Annotated in this window: 16 protein-coding genes; 8 read left to right on the top strand and 8 right to left on the bottom strand. The window is 63.2% G+C overall.

What is annotated here, in order from left to right:
• Positions 1–36: 36 nt before the first annotated feature.
• Both X757_RS140230 and X757_RS140235 read right to left on the bottom strand, forming a co-directional pair.
• Positions 37–270 (bottom strand): DUF982 domain-containing protein, encoded by a 234-nt coding sequence (locus X757_RS140230; protein WP_245259900.1) that lies wholly within the window; start codon positions 268–270, stop codon positions 37–39.
• A 109-nt stretch (positions 271–379) separates the two neighbouring features.
• Positions 380–1,045, bottom strand: a complete 666-nt coding sequence (locus X757_RS140235) for a GntR family transcriptional regulator (RefSeq protein WP_023727510.1) — start codon at positions 1,043–1,045, stop codon at positions 380–382.
• 143 nt (positions 1,046–1,188) lie between these two features.
• Between X757_RS140235 and X757_RS140240 the strand changes: the two genes are divergently transcribed.
• Positions 1,189–2,454: a multidrug efflux MFS transporter gene (locus X757_RS140240; protein ID WP_023727509.1), complete on the top strand. Its 1,266-nt coding sequence runs from the start codon at positions 1,189–1,191 to the stop codon at positions 2,452–2,454.
• A 43-nt stretch (positions 2,455–2,497) separates the two neighbouring features.
• Complete coding sequence (locus X757_RS140245; RefSeq protein ID WP_023673013.1) at positions 2,498–2,872, top strand: DUF423 domain-containing protein; 375 nt, start codon at positions 2,498–2,500, stop codon at positions 2,870–2,872.
• A gap of 39 nt (positions 2,873–2,911) precedes the next feature.
• Here X757_RS140245 and X757_RS1000000168680 read toward each other — a convergent pair whose 3' ends face one another.
• Complete coding sequence (locus X757_RS1000000168680) at positions 2,912–3,055, bottom strand: hypothetical protein (protein ID WP_023689522.1); 144 nt, start codon at positions 3,053–3,055, stop codon at positions 2,912–2,914.
• 64 nt (positions 3,056–3,119) lie between these two features.
• Positions 3,120–3,263 carry a hypothetical protein gene (locus tag X757_RS1000000168675; RefSeq protein WP_023705079.1) on the bottom strand — a complete coding sequence of 48 codons (144 nt, stop codon included), beginning with the start codon at positions 3,261–3,263 and terminating at the stop codon, positions 3,120–3,122.
• Between the two features lie 146 nt (positions 3,264–3,409).
• On the opposite strand from X757_RS1000000168675, the gene X757_RS140250 reads away from it, so the two are divergent.
• Positions 3,410–4,492 carry a LacI family DNA-binding transcriptional regulator gene (locus X757_RS140250; RefSeq protein WP_023682412.1) on the top strand — a complete coding sequence of 361 codons (1,083 nt, stop codon included), beginning with the start codon at positions 3,410–3,412 and terminating at the stop codon, positions 4,490–4,492.
• A gap of 15 nt (positions 4,493–4,507) precedes the next feature.
• Here X757_RS140250 and X757_RS140255 read toward each other — a convergent pair whose 3' ends face one another.
• Complete coding sequence (locus X757_RS140255; protein ID WP_023727508.1) at positions 4,508–5,743, bottom strand: OpgC family protein; 1,236 nt, start codon at positions 5,741–5,743, stop codon at positions 4,508–4,510.
• Positions 5,744–5,960: 217 nt separating this feature from the next.
• Here X757_RS140255 and X757_RS0134960 point away from each other — a divergent pair, with 217 nt between their 5' ends.
• On the top strand, positions 5,961–6,632 hold the full coding sequence (locus X757_RS0134960; protein WP_245275123.1) for an alpha/beta hydrolase: 672 nt from the start codon (positions 5,961–5,963) through the stop codon (positions 6,630–6,632).
• Positions 6,633–6,689: 57 nt separating this feature from the next.
• On the opposite strand, the gene sthA is transcribed toward X757_RS0134960, so the two are convergent.
• Entirely contained in the window at positions 6,690–8,078 is a 1,389-nt protein-coding gene (gene sthA / locus X757_RS140260) for a Si-specific NAD(P)(+) transhydrogenase (RefSeq protein WP_023682415.1), read from the bottom strand.
• Between the two features lie 190 nt (positions 8,079–8,268).
• On the opposite strand from sthA, the gene X757_RS140265 reads away from it, so the two are divergent.
• From X757_RS140265 to X757_RS140275, 3 genes are all read left to right on the top strand, one after another.
• Positions 8,269–8,739, top strand: a complete 471-nt coding sequence (locus X757_RS140265; RefSeq protein ID WP_023673020.1) for an RDD family protein — start codon at positions 8,269–8,271, stop codon at positions 8,737–8,739.
• Positions 8,740–8,878: 139 nt separating this feature from the next.
• On the top strand, positions 8,879–9,643 hold the full coding sequence (locus tag X757_RS140270; RefSeq protein WP_023682417.1) for an arginyltransferase: 765 nt from the start codon (positions 8,879–8,881) through the stop codon (positions 9,641–9,643).
• A 121-nt stretch (positions 9,644–9,764) separates the two neighbouring features.
• Entirely contained in the window at positions 9,765–10,661 is an 897-nt protein-coding gene (locus X757_RS140275; RefSeq protein ID WP_023727507.1) for a DMT family transporter, read from the top strand.
• On the opposite strand, the gene X757_RS140280 is transcribed toward X757_RS140275, so the two are convergent.
• Both X757_RS140280 and parC read right to left on the bottom strand, forming a co-directional pair.
• Positions 10,649–11,863, bottom strand: coding sequence for an AI-2E family transporter (locus X757_RS140280; protein WP_023727506.1), 1,215 nt, complete (start codon positions 11,861–11,863; stop codon positions 10,649–10,651). The genes X757_RS140275 and X757_RS140280 overlap by 13 nt on opposite strands.
• 430 nt (positions 11,864–12,293) lie before the next feature.
• Positions 12,294–14,546, bottom strand: coding sequence for a DNA topoisomerase IV subunit A (parC, locus tag X757_RS140290; RefSeq protein ID WP_023715387.1), 2,253 nt, complete (start codon positions 14,544–14,546; stop codon positions 12,294–12,296).
• 404 nt (positions 14,547–14,950) lie between these two features.
• Between parC and X757_RS140295 the strand changes: the two genes are divergently transcribed.
• Positions 14,951–16,141, top strand: coding sequence for a hypothetical protein (locus tag X757_RS140295; RefSeq protein WP_023715386.1), 1,191 nt, complete (start codon positions 14,951–14,953; stop codon positions 16,139–16,141).
• The last annotated feature ends 254 nt before the right edge of the window (positions 16,142–16,395 follow it).

Here is a 16,395-nt window from a genome sequence, read left to right as displayed (position 1 = left end):
TCCTGGCAAAATGCCGGTGTGATCAGGCCGATGTGATCAGGCCGGGGCCTTGTCGCTGACGAAGACGTTGACCTCGCGCGCGGCGGCGATGAAGGCGCGTCTTGCAATCATCGCCGGCTTGTCGCCGGCCAGCGCGTCATGGCAGGCCTGCAGCGCTTCGCGGTGCTTGGGGCTGCGCTTGCCGGGCCAGCTGTTGAGCAGGTAATCGGAAGCCTCGCGCACCGTACGCAAGAGCTGAGTGCTTCCCTCCGTGCCCGACTTAACGGTCACGGGTGTTTCAAATCGGTTGTTTTCCATGGCCGCCTCTTACGCCATCGGCGTCCGCGAAGCGAGGCCGAAAGCGGATGGCGTCGGCGTTCTTTCGTTTTCGTGACCGGTATCAAGCGGCGACGACGGCAAAACCCCTGGCGCGCAGGCCGCGCCGGTCATTGTGCAACGACGTCACCAGGCGGGCGCGGCTGCCGGCGATATGGGCGGAAAGTCGCGCCGCCGCCGCATCGGCATCGCCGGCCCGCACCGCTGCCAGAATGGCGTGATGCTCGCTCCAGGCGCGGCCAAGCGCCGCCTCGTCGCGCACCTCCAGCCAGCGCGCCCGCGACAGGCGCGTCATGGCATCGCGCACGGCCCGAAACAGGAACTCGTTGCCGGAGAGCCGCGCCAGTTCGATATGGAAATCCATGCCGACGCGGTGCCATTCCTCGCGCGGCGTGGCAGTGTCGCAGGAGTCCAGCATCGCCTCGATGACATCGGCTGCGCTCCTGTCGGCCAGCGCCGAAGTCAGCCTGACCGCCGCGACCTCGACCGCTTCGCGGTACACAGCGATCTGTTCCAATTCGGCAAGGTTGATCGGCGACACGGTCCAACCGCGCCCGTCGCGGCAGATCAGCCCTTCCGTCTCCAGCCGCAGCAGGGCTGCCCTGACCGGCGTGCGCGAGGCGCCGAAGCGGCTCTCGATCCAGCGCTCCGTCAGCCGCTCGCCAGGACCGATCTCGAGGCCAAGGATCATCTCGCGAAGCGCTTTTTCGACGATCTGCATCTGCGACATAGTTGCTTCCATTGCTGGCGATCGGCCGTTGGTCTTGCCGATCACTTTGAGAGCGCCTGATTGACAGCAGCCGGGCTTTGCGTCCATGAGGTACCAAGTTGGTATCCCAAAATGGTATCCGCAGCAAGCGGACAGGACAGGACATGCCGCAGGACAGTGCAGCGCAGGCCGCCGAAGCGCCTTCCACCTACAACATTCATTGGCGGCGCAACCTGTTCGTGTGCTTTGCCGGATCATTCAGCACGCTTGTGGCGATGACGTTGCTGCTGCCGTTCCTGCCGCTCTATGTCGAACAGCTGGGCGCCGTCGGCCACGCGGCGATCGTGCAATGGTCCGGCATCGCTTTCGGCGCCACCTTCCTTGCCGCCGCCCTTGTCGCGCCACTGTGGGGGCGGCTGGGTGACCGTTATGGCCGCAAGGTGATGCTGGTGCGCGCCAGTTTCGGCATGGCGATCTGCATGTCGCTGACCGGCATGGTGCAGACCGTCTGGCAATTGGTGCTTTTGCGCCTGTTGATCGGCTTTGCCGGCGGTTATTCCTCAGGCTCGACGATCCTTGTCGCCATGCAGACGCCGAAGGAGCGCTCCGGCTGGGCGCTTGGCGTGCTGTCGGCCGGCATCACCGCAGGCTCCCTGGTCGGCCCGTTGCTTGGCGGCGCGCTGCCGCCACTGATCGGTATTCGCGCCACCTTCCTCATCGCGGGCGGCGTCATTTTCCTGGCGGCGCTGGCGACGACGTTCCTGATAAAGGAGATGCCTCGCCCGCCAGTACAGGCAAAACGCGAGGAGAAACCAAAGGGAAGTTGGGCGCAGATCCCCGACAAACGCCCTGTCGTGGCCATGCTGGCGACCGGCATGCTGTTCACCTTCGCCAACATGTCGATCGAGCCGATCATCACCGTCTACGTCCAGCAACTGGTCGCGGACGCAAGCCGGGTGACCCTGGTCTCAGGTGTCGTCATGTCGGCGGCCGCACTCGGCGCCATCCTGTCGGCGTCACGGTTGGGCAAACTCGCCGACCGCATCGGCCACTGGAACGTCATCGTCGCATCGCTGGCCGTCTCGGCGCTGCTGTTGATACCGCAGGCCTTCGTCACCGAGAGCTGGCAGTTGGTCGGGCTGCGGTTCCTTATGGGTCTGGTGCTGGGCGGGCTGTTGCCCTGCATCACCAGCGTCATCCGCCACAATGTTCCCGATGGGGTCGGCGGCAATGTGCTGGGCCTGGCAATCTCGGCGCAATATGTCGGCCAGGTTGCGGGGCCGCTGCTGGGCGGCTTCGTCGGCGGCCATTTCGGCATGCGCGCGGTGTTTCTCGGCACGTCGTTGCTGATGGCGGGCGGTGCCGCGTATAATTGGCTGGCCCAGGCGCGCCGCACGCGCGACATGCTGGCGATATCGGAAAAATCCTGACAGACAGGTCGCGCCGCCTATCGTCAATCACGGAGCCCGAGACATGAGCATCGCCGAGTCAGCACCAGCAAACAGCGCGCGCATCCTCGTTTTCGCCGGCGGCATTGCCGGCGCGGCGGGCGTGGCGCTGTCGGCGGCTTCAGCGCATCTCGGCGGCGCGTTCGTCGGCACGGCCGCATCCTTCCTGCTCATGCATGCGCCGGTGTTTTTGGCCGTCGGCCTCGCCGGCGCAAACCGGATCTTGCGGATCGGCAGCCTGGTGCTGCTCGTCGGGCTTGTTCTGTTCTGCGGCGATCTGCTGGCACGGGATTTCGTGGGATCGCGGCTGTTCCCGATGTCGGCGCCGATCGGCGGCACCTTGCTCATCGCGGGCTGGCTGGTGATCGCGGCCTCGGCGCTCGTGCGGCAACGGTCCTGACGAGGCAAGAACCCTGCCCCATCAGATACCACACGAGGCTTAATCCTGCCGGTTTTCCGGCAGCAGGTCGCGGTTGCGCTTGGCAGGCTTGGTCGGCCGCCGCCGTTGCGGCTGCTCCGTGGCAGGCGAGATACCCCAGTAATTGCGATAAATGTCTTCGAACAGATGTTTCACGGGATGCATGTTCGTGCTCCTCTTCAAGAACTTGAATCGATCCAATCAGCTGGCACGAAAATGCCGGGGCCGATCAGCTGCGCTTGCGTTTCACAAGGTATTGCAGGTCACGCCTCCACGGCCCGACCTTGTCGCGGCGCTTGCGGGTGGCGGCGTCGGAGACTATGCCCCAATCATTGCCATAGATGTCTTCGAACAGATAATTCACGGGATGCATGGCACCCTCCTCTTGAATCGATCCAAGTTGTACTTGGTGAATCCCTTGGATCGATTCAAATATAGACTCTCTCCGCCGTCCGATCAAGGGAAAATTTGAACCGATCCAACGAAAGTGCTAAACAGGCTCCGGTTCAGGAGACGAAAATGACGGCATTGACCTCCGGCAAGACGAGACCAGTGCGGCTTGCCGACATCGCCAAGGCGGCCGGGGTCTCGCACGGTACCGCGTCCAACGTGTTCGCTCGCCCGGAAATCGTGCGCGAAGAGGTCCGCGAGCGGGTCAAGGCGGCGGCGGAAGCGATGGGCTATGCCGGCCCGGATCCCAAGGGCCGGCTGCTGCGCGCCGGCAAGGTCAACGCCATCGGCGTGGCAACGGCAGAACCATTGTCCTATTTCTTCGACGATCCCTTTGCCCGCGTCATGATGGCCAGCATTTCGCAGGCCTGCGACGCCACCGGCGCCGGAATTTCGCTGGTCTCGGCCGCCAACAGCGAGCAGCTCGCCTGGAACATCCAGAGCGCCCTGGTCGACGGCTTCATCGTGTTCTGCATCGAGGGTGGGTCGCGGCTGGTCGAACTGGCGCGCGAACGCAAACTGCCTTTCGTGGCGCTTGATCTCGATTCGGAAAATGAGGCGGTCGCTGCGATCGGCGTCGACAACGTCGCCGGCGCGGGTCTGGCGGCGCGCCATCTGGCCGAGTTCGGCCATCGCAGCTTTGCCGTACTCGCCCTGGAATCTGCCGACGCTGGCTTTGGTCCCGTCACGCAGGAGCAAGTCGAGACGACATCCCTCTACTCGGGCACACGCGACCGTCTGCGTGGCTATTTCGGCGAGCTCTCCCGCTTCGGCATCGACGTCTCGCAAGTGCCAATCTACGAAACCCTCAATGACGAGGCGAGCGTTCGGGCCGGCCTCGATCATATTTTCGCGCTGCCGCAGACGCCGACGGCAATCCTGGCCATGTCGGACAAGATCGCGCTGCATGCGCTCGACTGGCTGCGCGAGCGTAACATTGCCGTGCCGGGCGATGTGTCAATCGTCGGCTTCGACGGCGTGCCGGAAGGCGCCGACTCCGAGCCGCCACTAACCACTGTCGCCCAGCCGATCGCCGAGATGGGCCGGCTGGCCGTCAAGGCGATCCTCGAAAATGACGGCTCGCAGCACCGGCAATTGCTGCCGGTCGATCTTGTGGTGCGGGGGTCGTCCGGCCCCTCGCCTGCTAGCTAGGCGGCTGATGTGGGATCATCGGCTTAGCCTTGGCATCGCGGGCATGCCGAAGGTCTGGTGAACGGCTGGCGCTTCTTTGCGAACCGGCTTTTTGCCCAAGCCGATGCCGGACAGCCACTCAAGATAGAAGGCGAGCGCGAATTGCATGGCGATGCCGGCCGAAATCAGCAAGACGTCATAGGCAAAGCCGCCCGGATTGATCAGCTTCATCACCTGCGCCGCCATGGCGATCAGCGTGCCGGCGAGGAACACCGGCAAGGAGCGCTTGCCGAGCAGGGCAAGCGGATGGTCCGGGCTGAGACGGAACAGGTTCGAGAAAGCCGGCAGGGCGACGATCAGATAGCTCACCGCCAATATGTGCAGGAGCCGCGGCAGCGACAGGAACGTCTTGTCGAAGCCGCCGATCACCACGGGCAGGTTAAACCACGTTATCTCGCCCCAGAGCGGGCTGTGCACCCAGACCGCCGCTGCCGCGACATAGGTCGCCGCGGCGCCCACCAGCCAACGATTGACGGGAATTGTGCCGCCGCGCCTGGCATGCAGCATGCCGGCAAGGCCGATGTTGAACAGGAATTGCCAGGACAGCGGGTTGAGGAACCAGAAGCCGGGCTCGGGATAGTTCGGCGGCGCGATCTGCCAGAGGCCGGCGGCAAGCCACAGCGCGCCGGAAAAGACCAGCGCCGGGAGCGGCCGGTAGCTGACGAAGAGCAGGAAAAGCGGCGCCATCAACAGCAGCGCCGCATAGACCGGCAAAATGTTGTTGTAGCCAAGCTGGTGGCCGAGCGTGACAATGCCGATCATGACCTCCGGCGTGTTCTTCATCAGCGGCTCGATGTTGATCAGCTTGAGCAGTTCCGGCCGCCGGCCGTACACCGCCGCGGCGCAGAACAACGCCATCACAACCATGGTGGTGACGATGTGGGCACTGTAAAGCACGCCGGCCCGGCGCCACATCTTCAACATCGCCAGCAGCCGGCCGCCCGGCTGGAACTTGTTGCCATAGGCGAGTGCGACCGACATGCCGGAAATCAGCACGAAGGCTTCCGCCGCGTCCGAGAATCCGAAATTCTTGTAGGTCAGCGTTTCGAAGACGGTGCCCGGCACGTGGTCGATATAGATGGTCAGGAGTGCGAGCGCACGGAACACGTCAATGCGCGTGTCGCGATCGGGGATACGCGGAGCGCGATCGGCGATACGCGGAGCGCGATCGGCGATACGCGGGGCGCGATCGGGCGGGACTGGCAGGGTCATCGACAAAAGGCCTCAAAGGAGAGCAAGGATGCTCGCGTTGTTCATGCCGGGATGCGACCATCGGCGCACACCGCTTCGATTCCTCCCGCAGGGAGCATATCGGCGCAGAAACGGTCTGAAATGAGCCTGTTGCAATCACATTTGGCGGAGCGTGAAAATATTCCGTTTTGAAGCTGGCAAAGGACCAATGTCTCCGTGAAAACAACGAGATATGAGCGTGCATCGATATAGCGACGAGAACGCCTTTCTGCACCAGGATCTGGCCTTTCCCTACCGCCTCCTCAAGCCGGAGAATGCCGGCGGCGAGAGCCTGTTTTTACTGCACGGATCGGGTGTCGACGAAACGACGATGGTCCCGATTGCGAGGCAGATCGCCCCTAACGCCACGCTGGTCGCGGTGCGTGGCCGCATCCGCCAAGAAGACGGCTTCCGCTGGTTCGAGCGGATCACGCCGACCAGTTTCGAACAGGCGAGCATCCGTGCCGAAACATCGTACTTTGCCGCCTTCGCAAGCGAGGCCGCAAAGCGCCACGGGCTCGACCTCGCCCGGGCGACTTTCCTCGGCTATTCCAACGGCGCCAATCTGGTTTCCAGCCTGATGCTGCTCAACTCCGGCCTCGTCCGAAAAGCGGCGTTGCTGAGAGCAATGCCCGTGCTTGACGATGCGCCGGCAACCAATCTGACCGGAACGCGCGTCCTGATTGTCGCCGGTGCCGCCGATGAGACCTACGGGCCGTTTGCGCCGCCACTGGTGACGCTGCTCAACAAACATGGCGCCGAGGTCGATGCGCGCATCGTGCCTTCAGGTCACGAAATCGGCGACCCGGATGCCGCCATCGTCCGGCAGTGGCTTGCGGGACCAGCATTGGCCGCACGCCAGGCAGGCTAGGAGACCTTGGTAGACCGCATCGGCGCCCGGCGGAACAGCTGAGCAGATGCTCGTCGCCTAGCCCTGTCCCATCCGGTTCCAAGCATCGAGCCCGGCGATCTTGTAGGCTTCGGCCAGCGTCGGATAGTTGAAGGTGTTGTTGACGAAGAAATCAACCGTGCCGCCGAGGTTGATCACCGCCTGGCCGATATGGATCAGTTCGGTGGCGCCTTCGCCGACGATGTGGGCGCCGAGCAGGCGGCGCGTTTCGACCGAGAACAGCAGCTTCAGAAAGCCGGAGTTGACGCCCATGATGTGGCCGCGCGAGGTTTCGCGGAACCGCGCCAGACCGACTTCATAAGCAGCGCCGCTCTCGCGCACCTGCTCCTCCGACTGACCAACGGTGGAGATTTCCGGCACGGCGTAGATGCCATAGGGGAAGGTTTCCGGCGGCGGTGGCAGTTGCACGCCGAAGGCGTGGCAGGCGGCCACCCTGCCTTGCTCCATCGATGTCGAGGCAAGGCTGGGGAAACCGATGACGTCGCCGGTGGCATAGATGTTGGGCGCACTGGTCTGGAAGGTCTGCGGATCGACCTTGATGCGGCCCCGGGAATCGGCCTCGATGCCGACCACGTCGAGGCCGAGGCTGCCGAGATTGCCGCTGCGGCCGGCGGCGTAAAGCACGATCTCGGAGCGGATGGTGCGGCCATCGGCGAGCGTCACTTCGGCATAGTCGGGTTTTGAGACGATTTCCTTGACCGTACTGCCGAGGCGAATGGTCATGCCGCGGTCGCGCATCTGGTGGATGAAGTCGTCGACGATCTCGCGGTCGACGAAATCGAGGATGGTGTTGCGCGGCTCCACCAGCGTCACCGGCACGTCGAGCGCCGAAAAGATCGTCGCATATTCAACGCCGATGACGCCGGCGCCGATCACCGTCAGCGTGCGCGGCAGATGGTCGAGTTCCAGCATCTCATCGCTGTCGAAGACGCGGATCTTGTCGAAAGGCACGTCGCGCGGCCGGTGCGGCCTGGTGCCGACCGCGATCAGCGCATTGGTGAAACCAACCTCCGAGTAGTCGCCATTGTCTGCCGTCAGGCTGACCTTGTTTGGGCCGACGAATTTCGCCATGGCGCGCACGCTTTTGACGGCGTTGCGCATAAACTGGTGCTGCAGCACCTCGACCTCGTGGTCGAGCGTCTTGTGCAGCCGCTCGACCAGGTCGGCGATGGAGATGTCCTGCTTGACCCGGTAGCCGCGGCCGTAAAAGCCCCGCTCGCGCCAGCCGGACAGGTTCAGCACCGTCTCGCGCAGCGTCTTCGACGGGATGGTGCCGGTGTGCACCGAGACGCCGCCGAGGCGCCGGCCCCTGTCGACCACCAGCACCGATTTGCCGAGCTTGGCCGATTGCACCGCGGCGCGGCGCCCGGAAGGGCCGCTGCCGATGACCAGCATGTCGTAATCCATGTAACCCCGTCCCCTCGGCGTCTTGTTGCGCCGCAGCAAGCTAACGCCATCCGTCCACCAAATTCAATCGGCTCAACCGCGTCACACTGCCGAGCAGGACCGATGGACGAACCGATCTTGATTCCGCCCGCGGTCTTCACCATTTCAGTGGCGGCGCACCCTAGCGTGGCGCCTGTTGCGAGGACATGACATGAACGCGCGCGTACTTGACGGCGAAATCATCACCAGCAGGCTCGACGACGTCAGGGCCTATGACGGTGTGCGCACGCGGCGGATCCTGGCCTTCATCATCGACTATTGCATCGTGGCGCTGCTCACCATTCCGTTCGCGATCCTGGTGGCCGTGCTTGGCCTTTTGACATTCGGTCTTGGCTGGGCGCTGTATTCCATCCTCGTGCCGGCGGTCGCCATTCTCTACATCTGGAACACGCTGGGCGGTCGCAACCAGGCCACATCAGGCATGAAGATGATGGGCATTCGGCTCGATCGTCTCGACGGCAGCCGTATCGACGGCCTCACCGCCGTTGTCCATTCGGTGCTGTTCTGGGCGAGCACGGTCATCCTGACGCCGCTCGTCCTCCTGGTGACGCTGTTTTCCGATCGCAAGCGCACACTGCACGACCTGCTGCTTGGCACGGTCGTCAGCCGCAGCGACCGTTGAACCGGCGTCCAACCGACGCCAACAGGCATTTGTGCGCAAATGTGAAGGGGTCCGTTCAACCCCGCCTTCACAATCCTGTTGAATTTTTCGCCAGCCAAGCCAAAGGTAGAGCGATTCGCAGGAGTGTTCCCAAGGTTCGATGACGCACCATCCGACCCAGTCGCCGCAGTTCTTCCTGACCGCGCCATCGCCGTGCCCGTATCTCGAGGGCCAGTTCGAACGCAAGGTGTTCACGCATCTGGTCGGCGACAAGGCGCCGGAGATGAACGACCTGTTGACGCAAGGCGGTTTCCGGCGCTCGCAGAACATCGCTTACCGTCCCGCCTGCGAGACCTGCCGCGCCTGCGTCTCGGTGCGTATCCTGGCGCAGGAGTTCACCGCCAGCCGCAACATGAAGCGGGTGATCCAGCGCAATTCCGATCTGATCGGCGCCATGCACGACGCGCAGCCGTCGACCGAGCAGTATTCGCTGTTTCGCGGCTATCTCGACGCTCGCCATCGCCGCGGCGGCATGTCCGACATGACGGTGCTCGACTACGCCATGATGGTCGAAGATACCCATGTCGACACCAAGGTGATCGAATACCGGCGCCGCGGCCCCGACACATTCATCACCGGCAAGGGCCAGGGCGAGCTGATCGCCGTGGCGCTGACCGACAAGATGGCCGATGGCCTGTCGATGGTCTATTCCTACTTCAATCCCGAGTTCGAGGACCGCTCGCTCGGCACCTTCATGATCCTCGACCATATCGCCCGCGCCCGGGCCATGGGCTTGCCCCACGTCTATCTCGGCTACTGGGTCAACGGCTCGCGCAAGATGAACTATAAGATGCGCTTCATGCCGCAGGAGCATCTCGGCCCGAAGGGCTGGGAACGCTACGACCACGAAGCGGTCACGCGCTGATTTTTCTTCTTACCAGATCCTGATCTAAACATTTTCAGCCGAGACGATGCTGGTCTTTCCGCCCGTTGGCGGGGCGATTGCGCCGACTGGCATCTGCTCAAATCATTGCGAAAGCCGTTGCATGTCCTCTCACAATGCCCACACCAAAGGACTTCTGCTCACCGCGCTTGGCGGGCTGGCGCTGACCATCGACATTCCCCTGATCCGGCTCGCCCATGGCGAAGCCTGGACGATCCTTTTGCTGCGCACCGGCTGCACCTTCGTGGCAGGGCTGATCGTATGGGCCATCTGGCGCTCGTTCAGCAAGAATGCTCCGCAGCTGATACCCGGCTGGTCGGGGCTCGTCGTCGCCACCCTCTACGGGCTCGGCGCAATCGCCTTCATCACTGCCGTCTACAACACCTCGACCGCCAATCTGGTTTTCATCCTGGCCTTCTCCACCATGTTCTCGGCGCTGCTGTCGTGGCTGTTCCTGAAGGAGCGACCGCAGCCGCTGACGCTTGCGGCAATGGCGCTGATGATCGTCGGCATCGCGATCATCGTCGGCGATTCCGTCGGCACGGGAAATCTGTTCGGCGATGTGATGGCGCTGTGTTCGGCCTTGGCGATTGCCTGCGCCATCACCGTTTCACGCGCCAGCGGCAGGGATATGGGATTCACCGCGCTGACCGGCGTCCTGCTGCCGTTCGGGCTGGCGGCGCTCATGGTCTCCAGGACCGGTTTTCAGGTGGAGGCGCCATGGTGGATCGTTTTCAACGGCGCCGTCATCATGCCGTTCGCCTTCTTCTGCCTCGCCAACGGGCCGAAATACATTTCAGGCCCGGAAGTGGCGATGTTCTATCTCCTGGAAACGGTTCTGGCGCCGGTCTGGATATGGATGATCTTTGCCGAGACGCCGTCGCGCAACAGCTTGATCGGCGGCGTGATCCTGATCGTCACGCTGGTTGCCCATTCCCTGTGGCAGTTGCATGAAGGGCGCAAGCGCCGGGCAGCGCTCACCGTCGCTTACCCAGCCTGACTTTTCTTCGCCGGGCCGGCGACAATCTCGATCTGCGGCGGCCCGCCTTCGAGCTCGGCCGCCGCGTCGGGAACGGTGTCTTCGGCCAGTTCCACCTCGCGCAGCCATTCGCGCCATATCGCCACCAGCAGTGCCATCAGCACGGGGCCGATGAACAGGCCGAGAAAGCCCATCGTCTTGACGCCGCCGATCAGGCCGAAAAAGGTGGGCAGGAAGGGCAATTTGATCGGTCCGCCGACCAGCTTCGGGCGCAAGGTCTTGTCGACGATGAACAGTTCCACCGCGCCCCAGATGAACAGCGCCAGACCCGCCATCGGCGAGCCGCTGGCGGCGAGGTAGATCGATACCAGCGTAAACGACAGCGGCGCGCCACCGGGGATCAGCGCCATGACGCCGGTGAGCGCGCCGAGCGTCACCGGCGAGGGCACCCCGGCCAGCCAGTAGGCGATGCCGAGCACCAGCCCCTCGCCGATGGCGATCACGGTCATGCCGGTAACGGTCGAGGAAATGGTCGCCGGCACGACGCGCGAAATCCGCTCCCAGCGCGTCGGCAGGATGCGTTCGCCGAGCCGGTCGATCTGGCTGGCAAAGTGTTCGCCGTCGCGGTAGGCGAAGAACAGCGCGATCATCATGAACAGCAGCGTCAGCAACAGGCCGAAGGCGCTGCCGCCGGCAGCCAGCACGCCGCGATAGATGCTGCCGATATTGGCGCCGCTGACCAGCTGGATCAGCTCGCCGATGCCGCCGGGATGGCCGAAATTGTCGATCCACTGTTCGTTCAGCCACTCGCCGACGACAGGCAGCGAGGTGATCCAGTGCGGTGTGACCGCGCCGTGCCTGTTGGTCTCGATCGCCCAGCCGACCCATTCGCGGACCTCGTTGATGGCGTAGGTGCCGGCGAGCGCTATCGGCACCACCAGGAAGGCGAGGATGAACAGGATGGCGAGCGTCGCGGCGACCGTGCGGTTACCGCCGACACCGGCAAGCAGCCGGCGGTAGAGCGGCCAGCTGGCAAAAGCAATGACGAGGGCTGCCAGCACGGGAAACAGGAACCCGTGGAAGAAATAAACGCCGGCGGCGACGATCAGCACCAACAGCCAGCGCGCCGCCGACAGCGGCGGGATGACGGCGGCCCGCAGCGGTGTCGACAGGCCGAACAGGCGCTGCTGACGTTCCGGCTTCTGGATCTTCGCTTCCTTCAAACGGTCAATTCTCCCCAGCCTACACAGCGTTTATGCACTGTTATAGTGCCGCAATCGTGACGATAGTCCAAATGGTTGGTGAAGCTGCCAATCTCCCCCCTTGTGGGGGAGATCAGCAGCTTCAACCAAATTTCCCCGTCCGCGGGAATCCCTTCGGCACCATCCGTCCGGCCGACGCNGGGGGAGATGTCCGGCAGGACAGAGGGGGGCGCGAAGGATCGCCGCCTGGCACCCGACATTGAAGACCCAAGAGTTGCGACCGAGTGGCGAGCCATGACGATTTGATGCGCTGGCGGGACAGCGCCCCCCTCTGGCCTGCCGGCCATCTCCCCCACTTGGGGGGAGATCAGCAGCTTCAACCAAATTTCCCCGTCCGCGGGAATCCCTTCGGCACCATCCGTCCGGCCGACGCNGGGGGAGATCAGCAGCTTCAACCAAATTTCCCCGTCCGCGGGAATCCCTTCGGCACCATCCGTCCGGCCGACGCTCTCGCGCCGATCCATTCCGCCAGCTCCTCGCGCGACCTGACGAAGGTGCGGTCAGCGGAATCCTGCCAGGACAGGCCGCTCTCCAGCGTGAAAGGTTTCAGGTCGAGCAGACCGCCATCCTTGTATTTCTGCAGGCGAACGCCCTTGCCGCGGCCCATCTCCGGAATTTCGGAGAGCGCAAACACCAGCATCTTGCGGTTCTCGCCGACAATGGCGAGATGATCGCCGGAAACCGGGATGCAGGCCTTGGCCTCGTCGGGCGCCTTGACGTTCATCACCTGCTTGCCCTTTCGGGTGTTGGCGACGACCTCCTCCTCCGGCACGATGAAACCATTGGCATCGTAGGAGACGAGCAGCAGCTTGCGCTTCGGGTCGTGGACGAAGGCGGTGACGATGTCCTGGTCGTTGTCCATGTCGACGATGATGCGGATCGGTTCGCCATGGCCGCGGCCGCCCGGCAGCCGGTCGGCGCCGATGGTGTAGAATTTTCCGCCGGTGGTGAAGACCAGGATCTTGTCGGTGGTCTGGGCATGGAAGGTGAGCTTGAGGCTGTCGCCTTCCTTGAAGGTGAGCGTGGAATGGTCCGCCAAATGGCCTTTCATCGCCCGCAGCCAGCCCTTTTCCGAGACCACCACGGTGACCGGCTCGCGCTCGATCATGGCGTGCGCAATGTCGGTCAGATCATGCTCCGGCGCGTCGGCGAACTGGGTGCGGCGCTTGCCGAGTTCGGTCTCGGGGCCGAACTTGTCGCGAACCTGCGTGACTTCCCATTTGATCGTCGACCATTGCTTGGCGTCGGATGCGAGCAATGCCTCGATCTGCTTCTTCTCGGTGGTGAGACCGTCGAACTCCTTGCGGATCTCGAACTCTTCCAGCTTGCGCAAGGCCCGCAGCCGCATGTTGAGGATGGCTTCGGCCTGGGTGTCGGTGAGCGACCAACGGGCCATCATCACCTGCTTGGGCTCATCCTCCTCGCGGATGATCCTGATGACCTCGTCGATGTTGAGGTAGGCGATCAGGTAGCCGGCAAGGATTTCCAGCCGCTTCTCGATCTCGCCAAGCCGATGCTTCGAGCGGCGGATCAGCACATCGCGCCGATGGTCGAGCCACTCCTTCAGCACGCCCTTCAGCGACAGGACGTTAGGCACCTTGCCCCGCGACAAAACGTTCATGTTGAGGGGAAATCGGCTTTCGAGCTCGGTCAGCTTGAACAGCGATTCCATCAGAATGCCGGGATCGACCGAACGGCTCTTCGGTACGAGCACAATGCGGACGTCCTCGGCGCTTTCATCCCTGACATCCTCGAGCAGCGGCAATTTGCGCGCGATCAAAAGCTCGGCGATCTTCTCGATCAGCCTGGCCTTCTGGATGCCGTAGGGGATTTCAGTGACGACGATGCTCCAGGTGCCCCTGCCCTGATCCTCCTGGCCCCATTTGGCGCGCACGCGAAAACCGCCGCGGCCGGTCTCATAGGCCTCCAGGATGGATGCGCGGCTGTCGACGATGATGCCGCCGGTCGGGAAATCCGGCCCCTGGACGAACTCCATCAGCTTTGTCACCGGCGCGTCCGGCTGCTCGATCAACTGCAGCGCTGCGTTGCAAAGCTCGGCGGCATTGTGCGGCGGGATGGACGTGGCCATGCCGACCGCAATGCCGGAGGAACCGTTGGCGAGCAGATTCGGGAAGGCGCCGGGAAGCACTACGGGCTCCTCGTCCTCCTCATTGTAGGTTGGCCGGAAATCGACGGCGTCCTCGGTGATGCCGGCAAGCAAATCGCTCGCCACCTCGGTCATGCGCGCCTCGGTATAGCGCATGGCGGCGGCGTTATCGCCGTCGATATTGCCGAAATTGCCCTGCCCGTCGACGAGGGGATAGCGCATGGAGAAATCCTGCGCCAGGCGCACCAGCGCGTCGTAGATCGACTGGTCGCCATGCGGATGGAACTTGCCCATCACGTCGCCGACGATGCGGGCGCATTTGGCAAAGCCCTGGTCGGGGTTGAGCCTGAGCAGCCGCATCGCATGCATGATGCGGCGATGCACAGGCTTCAGCCCGTCGCGCACGTCAGGCAGCGCCCGGTGCATGATGGTCGAGAGCGCATAGGCAAGATAGCGCTCTTCCAGCGCCTTCTTCAGATCGACCGGTTCGATGTGGTCACCGCCGCCATTTTCAGGCGGCAAAATCCTTTTTCCCATGCGGCTGGACTAGCCGAGCGGGTGATTCGCGGCAAGGCGGGGCTGCGGAAATCCGCACTTTGCAGCCTTTGGGCTTACGAGGGCGGCTCAAGGTCCGACAATGGATGTGACGGACTTCATGTTCCCCCTTGCCGTCCCTGTGCAACAGCAACGGTAGCAGTGCTGTTGCCAACCAACATCAATCTGTTACACGCCCTCTCTAAGGCAGGAGACGGTACGCGGGGGAGCCCGACCTTCATGACATATTCACCGCGTCGGGCGAAGGCTCCCGCTCCGATTTGCCTTTCGCCGTGATTTTCGACAACTCTGCGGGAAAGCGCCTTTTTCCCGTCCAGTTCGTCACGGAATGGTGATGGCGTAGAATTGAGAAAACACTTTTTCAGGACTCTCTCAGGGAACTCGCGATGACAATCCAACGTTCGACACTCAAGAAACTTGCTTTTTCGACCTTTTTGCTGACGCTGCCGCTGAATGCCGCCTTTGCGCAAGACACGGCGGTTGCCGACCGACTGAAGGCCGCACTTGCCGTCCAGGGCGTCGATATCACCTGGACCGGCGTTACCGGCGACAATTCCAGCATGGTGCTGCAGGGCGTGTCGGTCAAACCGGCGGCCGAAAAGGAGGCGCTGCCGATCGGCGACGTCAAGCTCGAGAGCGTGACCGAAGCCAATGGCGGCTTCGATGTCGCGACCATCACGACTTCGGCCTTCGAGCACAGCAAGGATGGCGTCACGCTCAACCTCACCCCCTTCGTCATCCACGACGCCAACATCCCGGCTGAGGGCGCTACAGGCCCGCTCGGCTCGATGATGATCTACAAGTCGGCCGAACTCGAAAACCTGACGGTCAAGGTTGCCGACAAGACCGCCTTCTCGGTGGATGGGCTTGCTGTCCAGATCACGCCGCCGGCCGACGGCAAGGCGATGGAGTTTTCCGCCACCACGGAAAAGTTCAACGCCGACCTGACCCTGGTCGACGATGCGAAATCCAAGGAAGCCATCGAGGCCCTCGGCTACCAGAACATCTCGGGCAATATCGAAATCGGCGGCACCTGGCAGCCGAGCGACGGCAAGATGGACCTGTCGAAATACGACATCTCGGTCGAGAATGCCGGCACGCTCGGCATGACCTTCGGCCTCGGCGGCTACACGGTCGACTTCGTCAAGTCGCTGCAGGAGATGCAGAAGAAGATGGCGGCGCAGCCCGAAGGGGCTGACAATTCGGCGCAAGGCATGGCCCTGCTCGGCCTGTTGCAGCAGCTCTCCTTCAATAGCGCATCGATCCGCTTCGATGACGATTCGCTCACCGGCAAAGTGCTTGAGTATGTCGGCAAGCAGCAGGGCATGTCGGGCAAGGACATCGCCAACCAGGCCAAGGCGATCGTGCCGTTCGGCATGGCGCAGCTCAACAATCCCGAACTGACCGCCGAAGTGACGGCCGCGGTGAGCAAGTACCTCGACGATCCGAAGAGCCTCGAGATTTCGGCCGAGCCGCCGGCAGCGGTGCCGTTCGCGCTGATCATGGCCGGCGCCATGTCCAACCCGGCCGACCTGACCAAGACGCTGGGCGTCCACGTCAAGGCCAACGAAGACTGATCGAAGTTCGCTCCCTTCTCCCCGTCACTATACGGGGAGAAGGTGCTGGCAGGCAGATGAGGGGCGGCGCCAACGCCTGCAAATTGTAGTTCGATGCTGAACCGATTGTCAGAAGGCGCCAACTGCTAAGGCCGTTCGCCAATCGCCTGCATGCGTGCTGCCCCTCATTGTCCTGCCGGTGTCCAGCCGATAGATGGGTAACACTTTGAACCGGATACATAGGTGACACTTCTCTCCCCCTATGCGTCCGCCGC

The sequence above is a fragment of the Mesorhizobium sp. LSHC412B00 genome (genome assembly GCF_000503035.1).
Lineage (GTDB): Bacteria > Pseudomonadota > Alphaproteobacteria > Rhizobiales > Rhizobiaceae > Mesorhizobium.
This window is presented reverse-complemented; position numbering and strand designations above follow the sequence as displayed.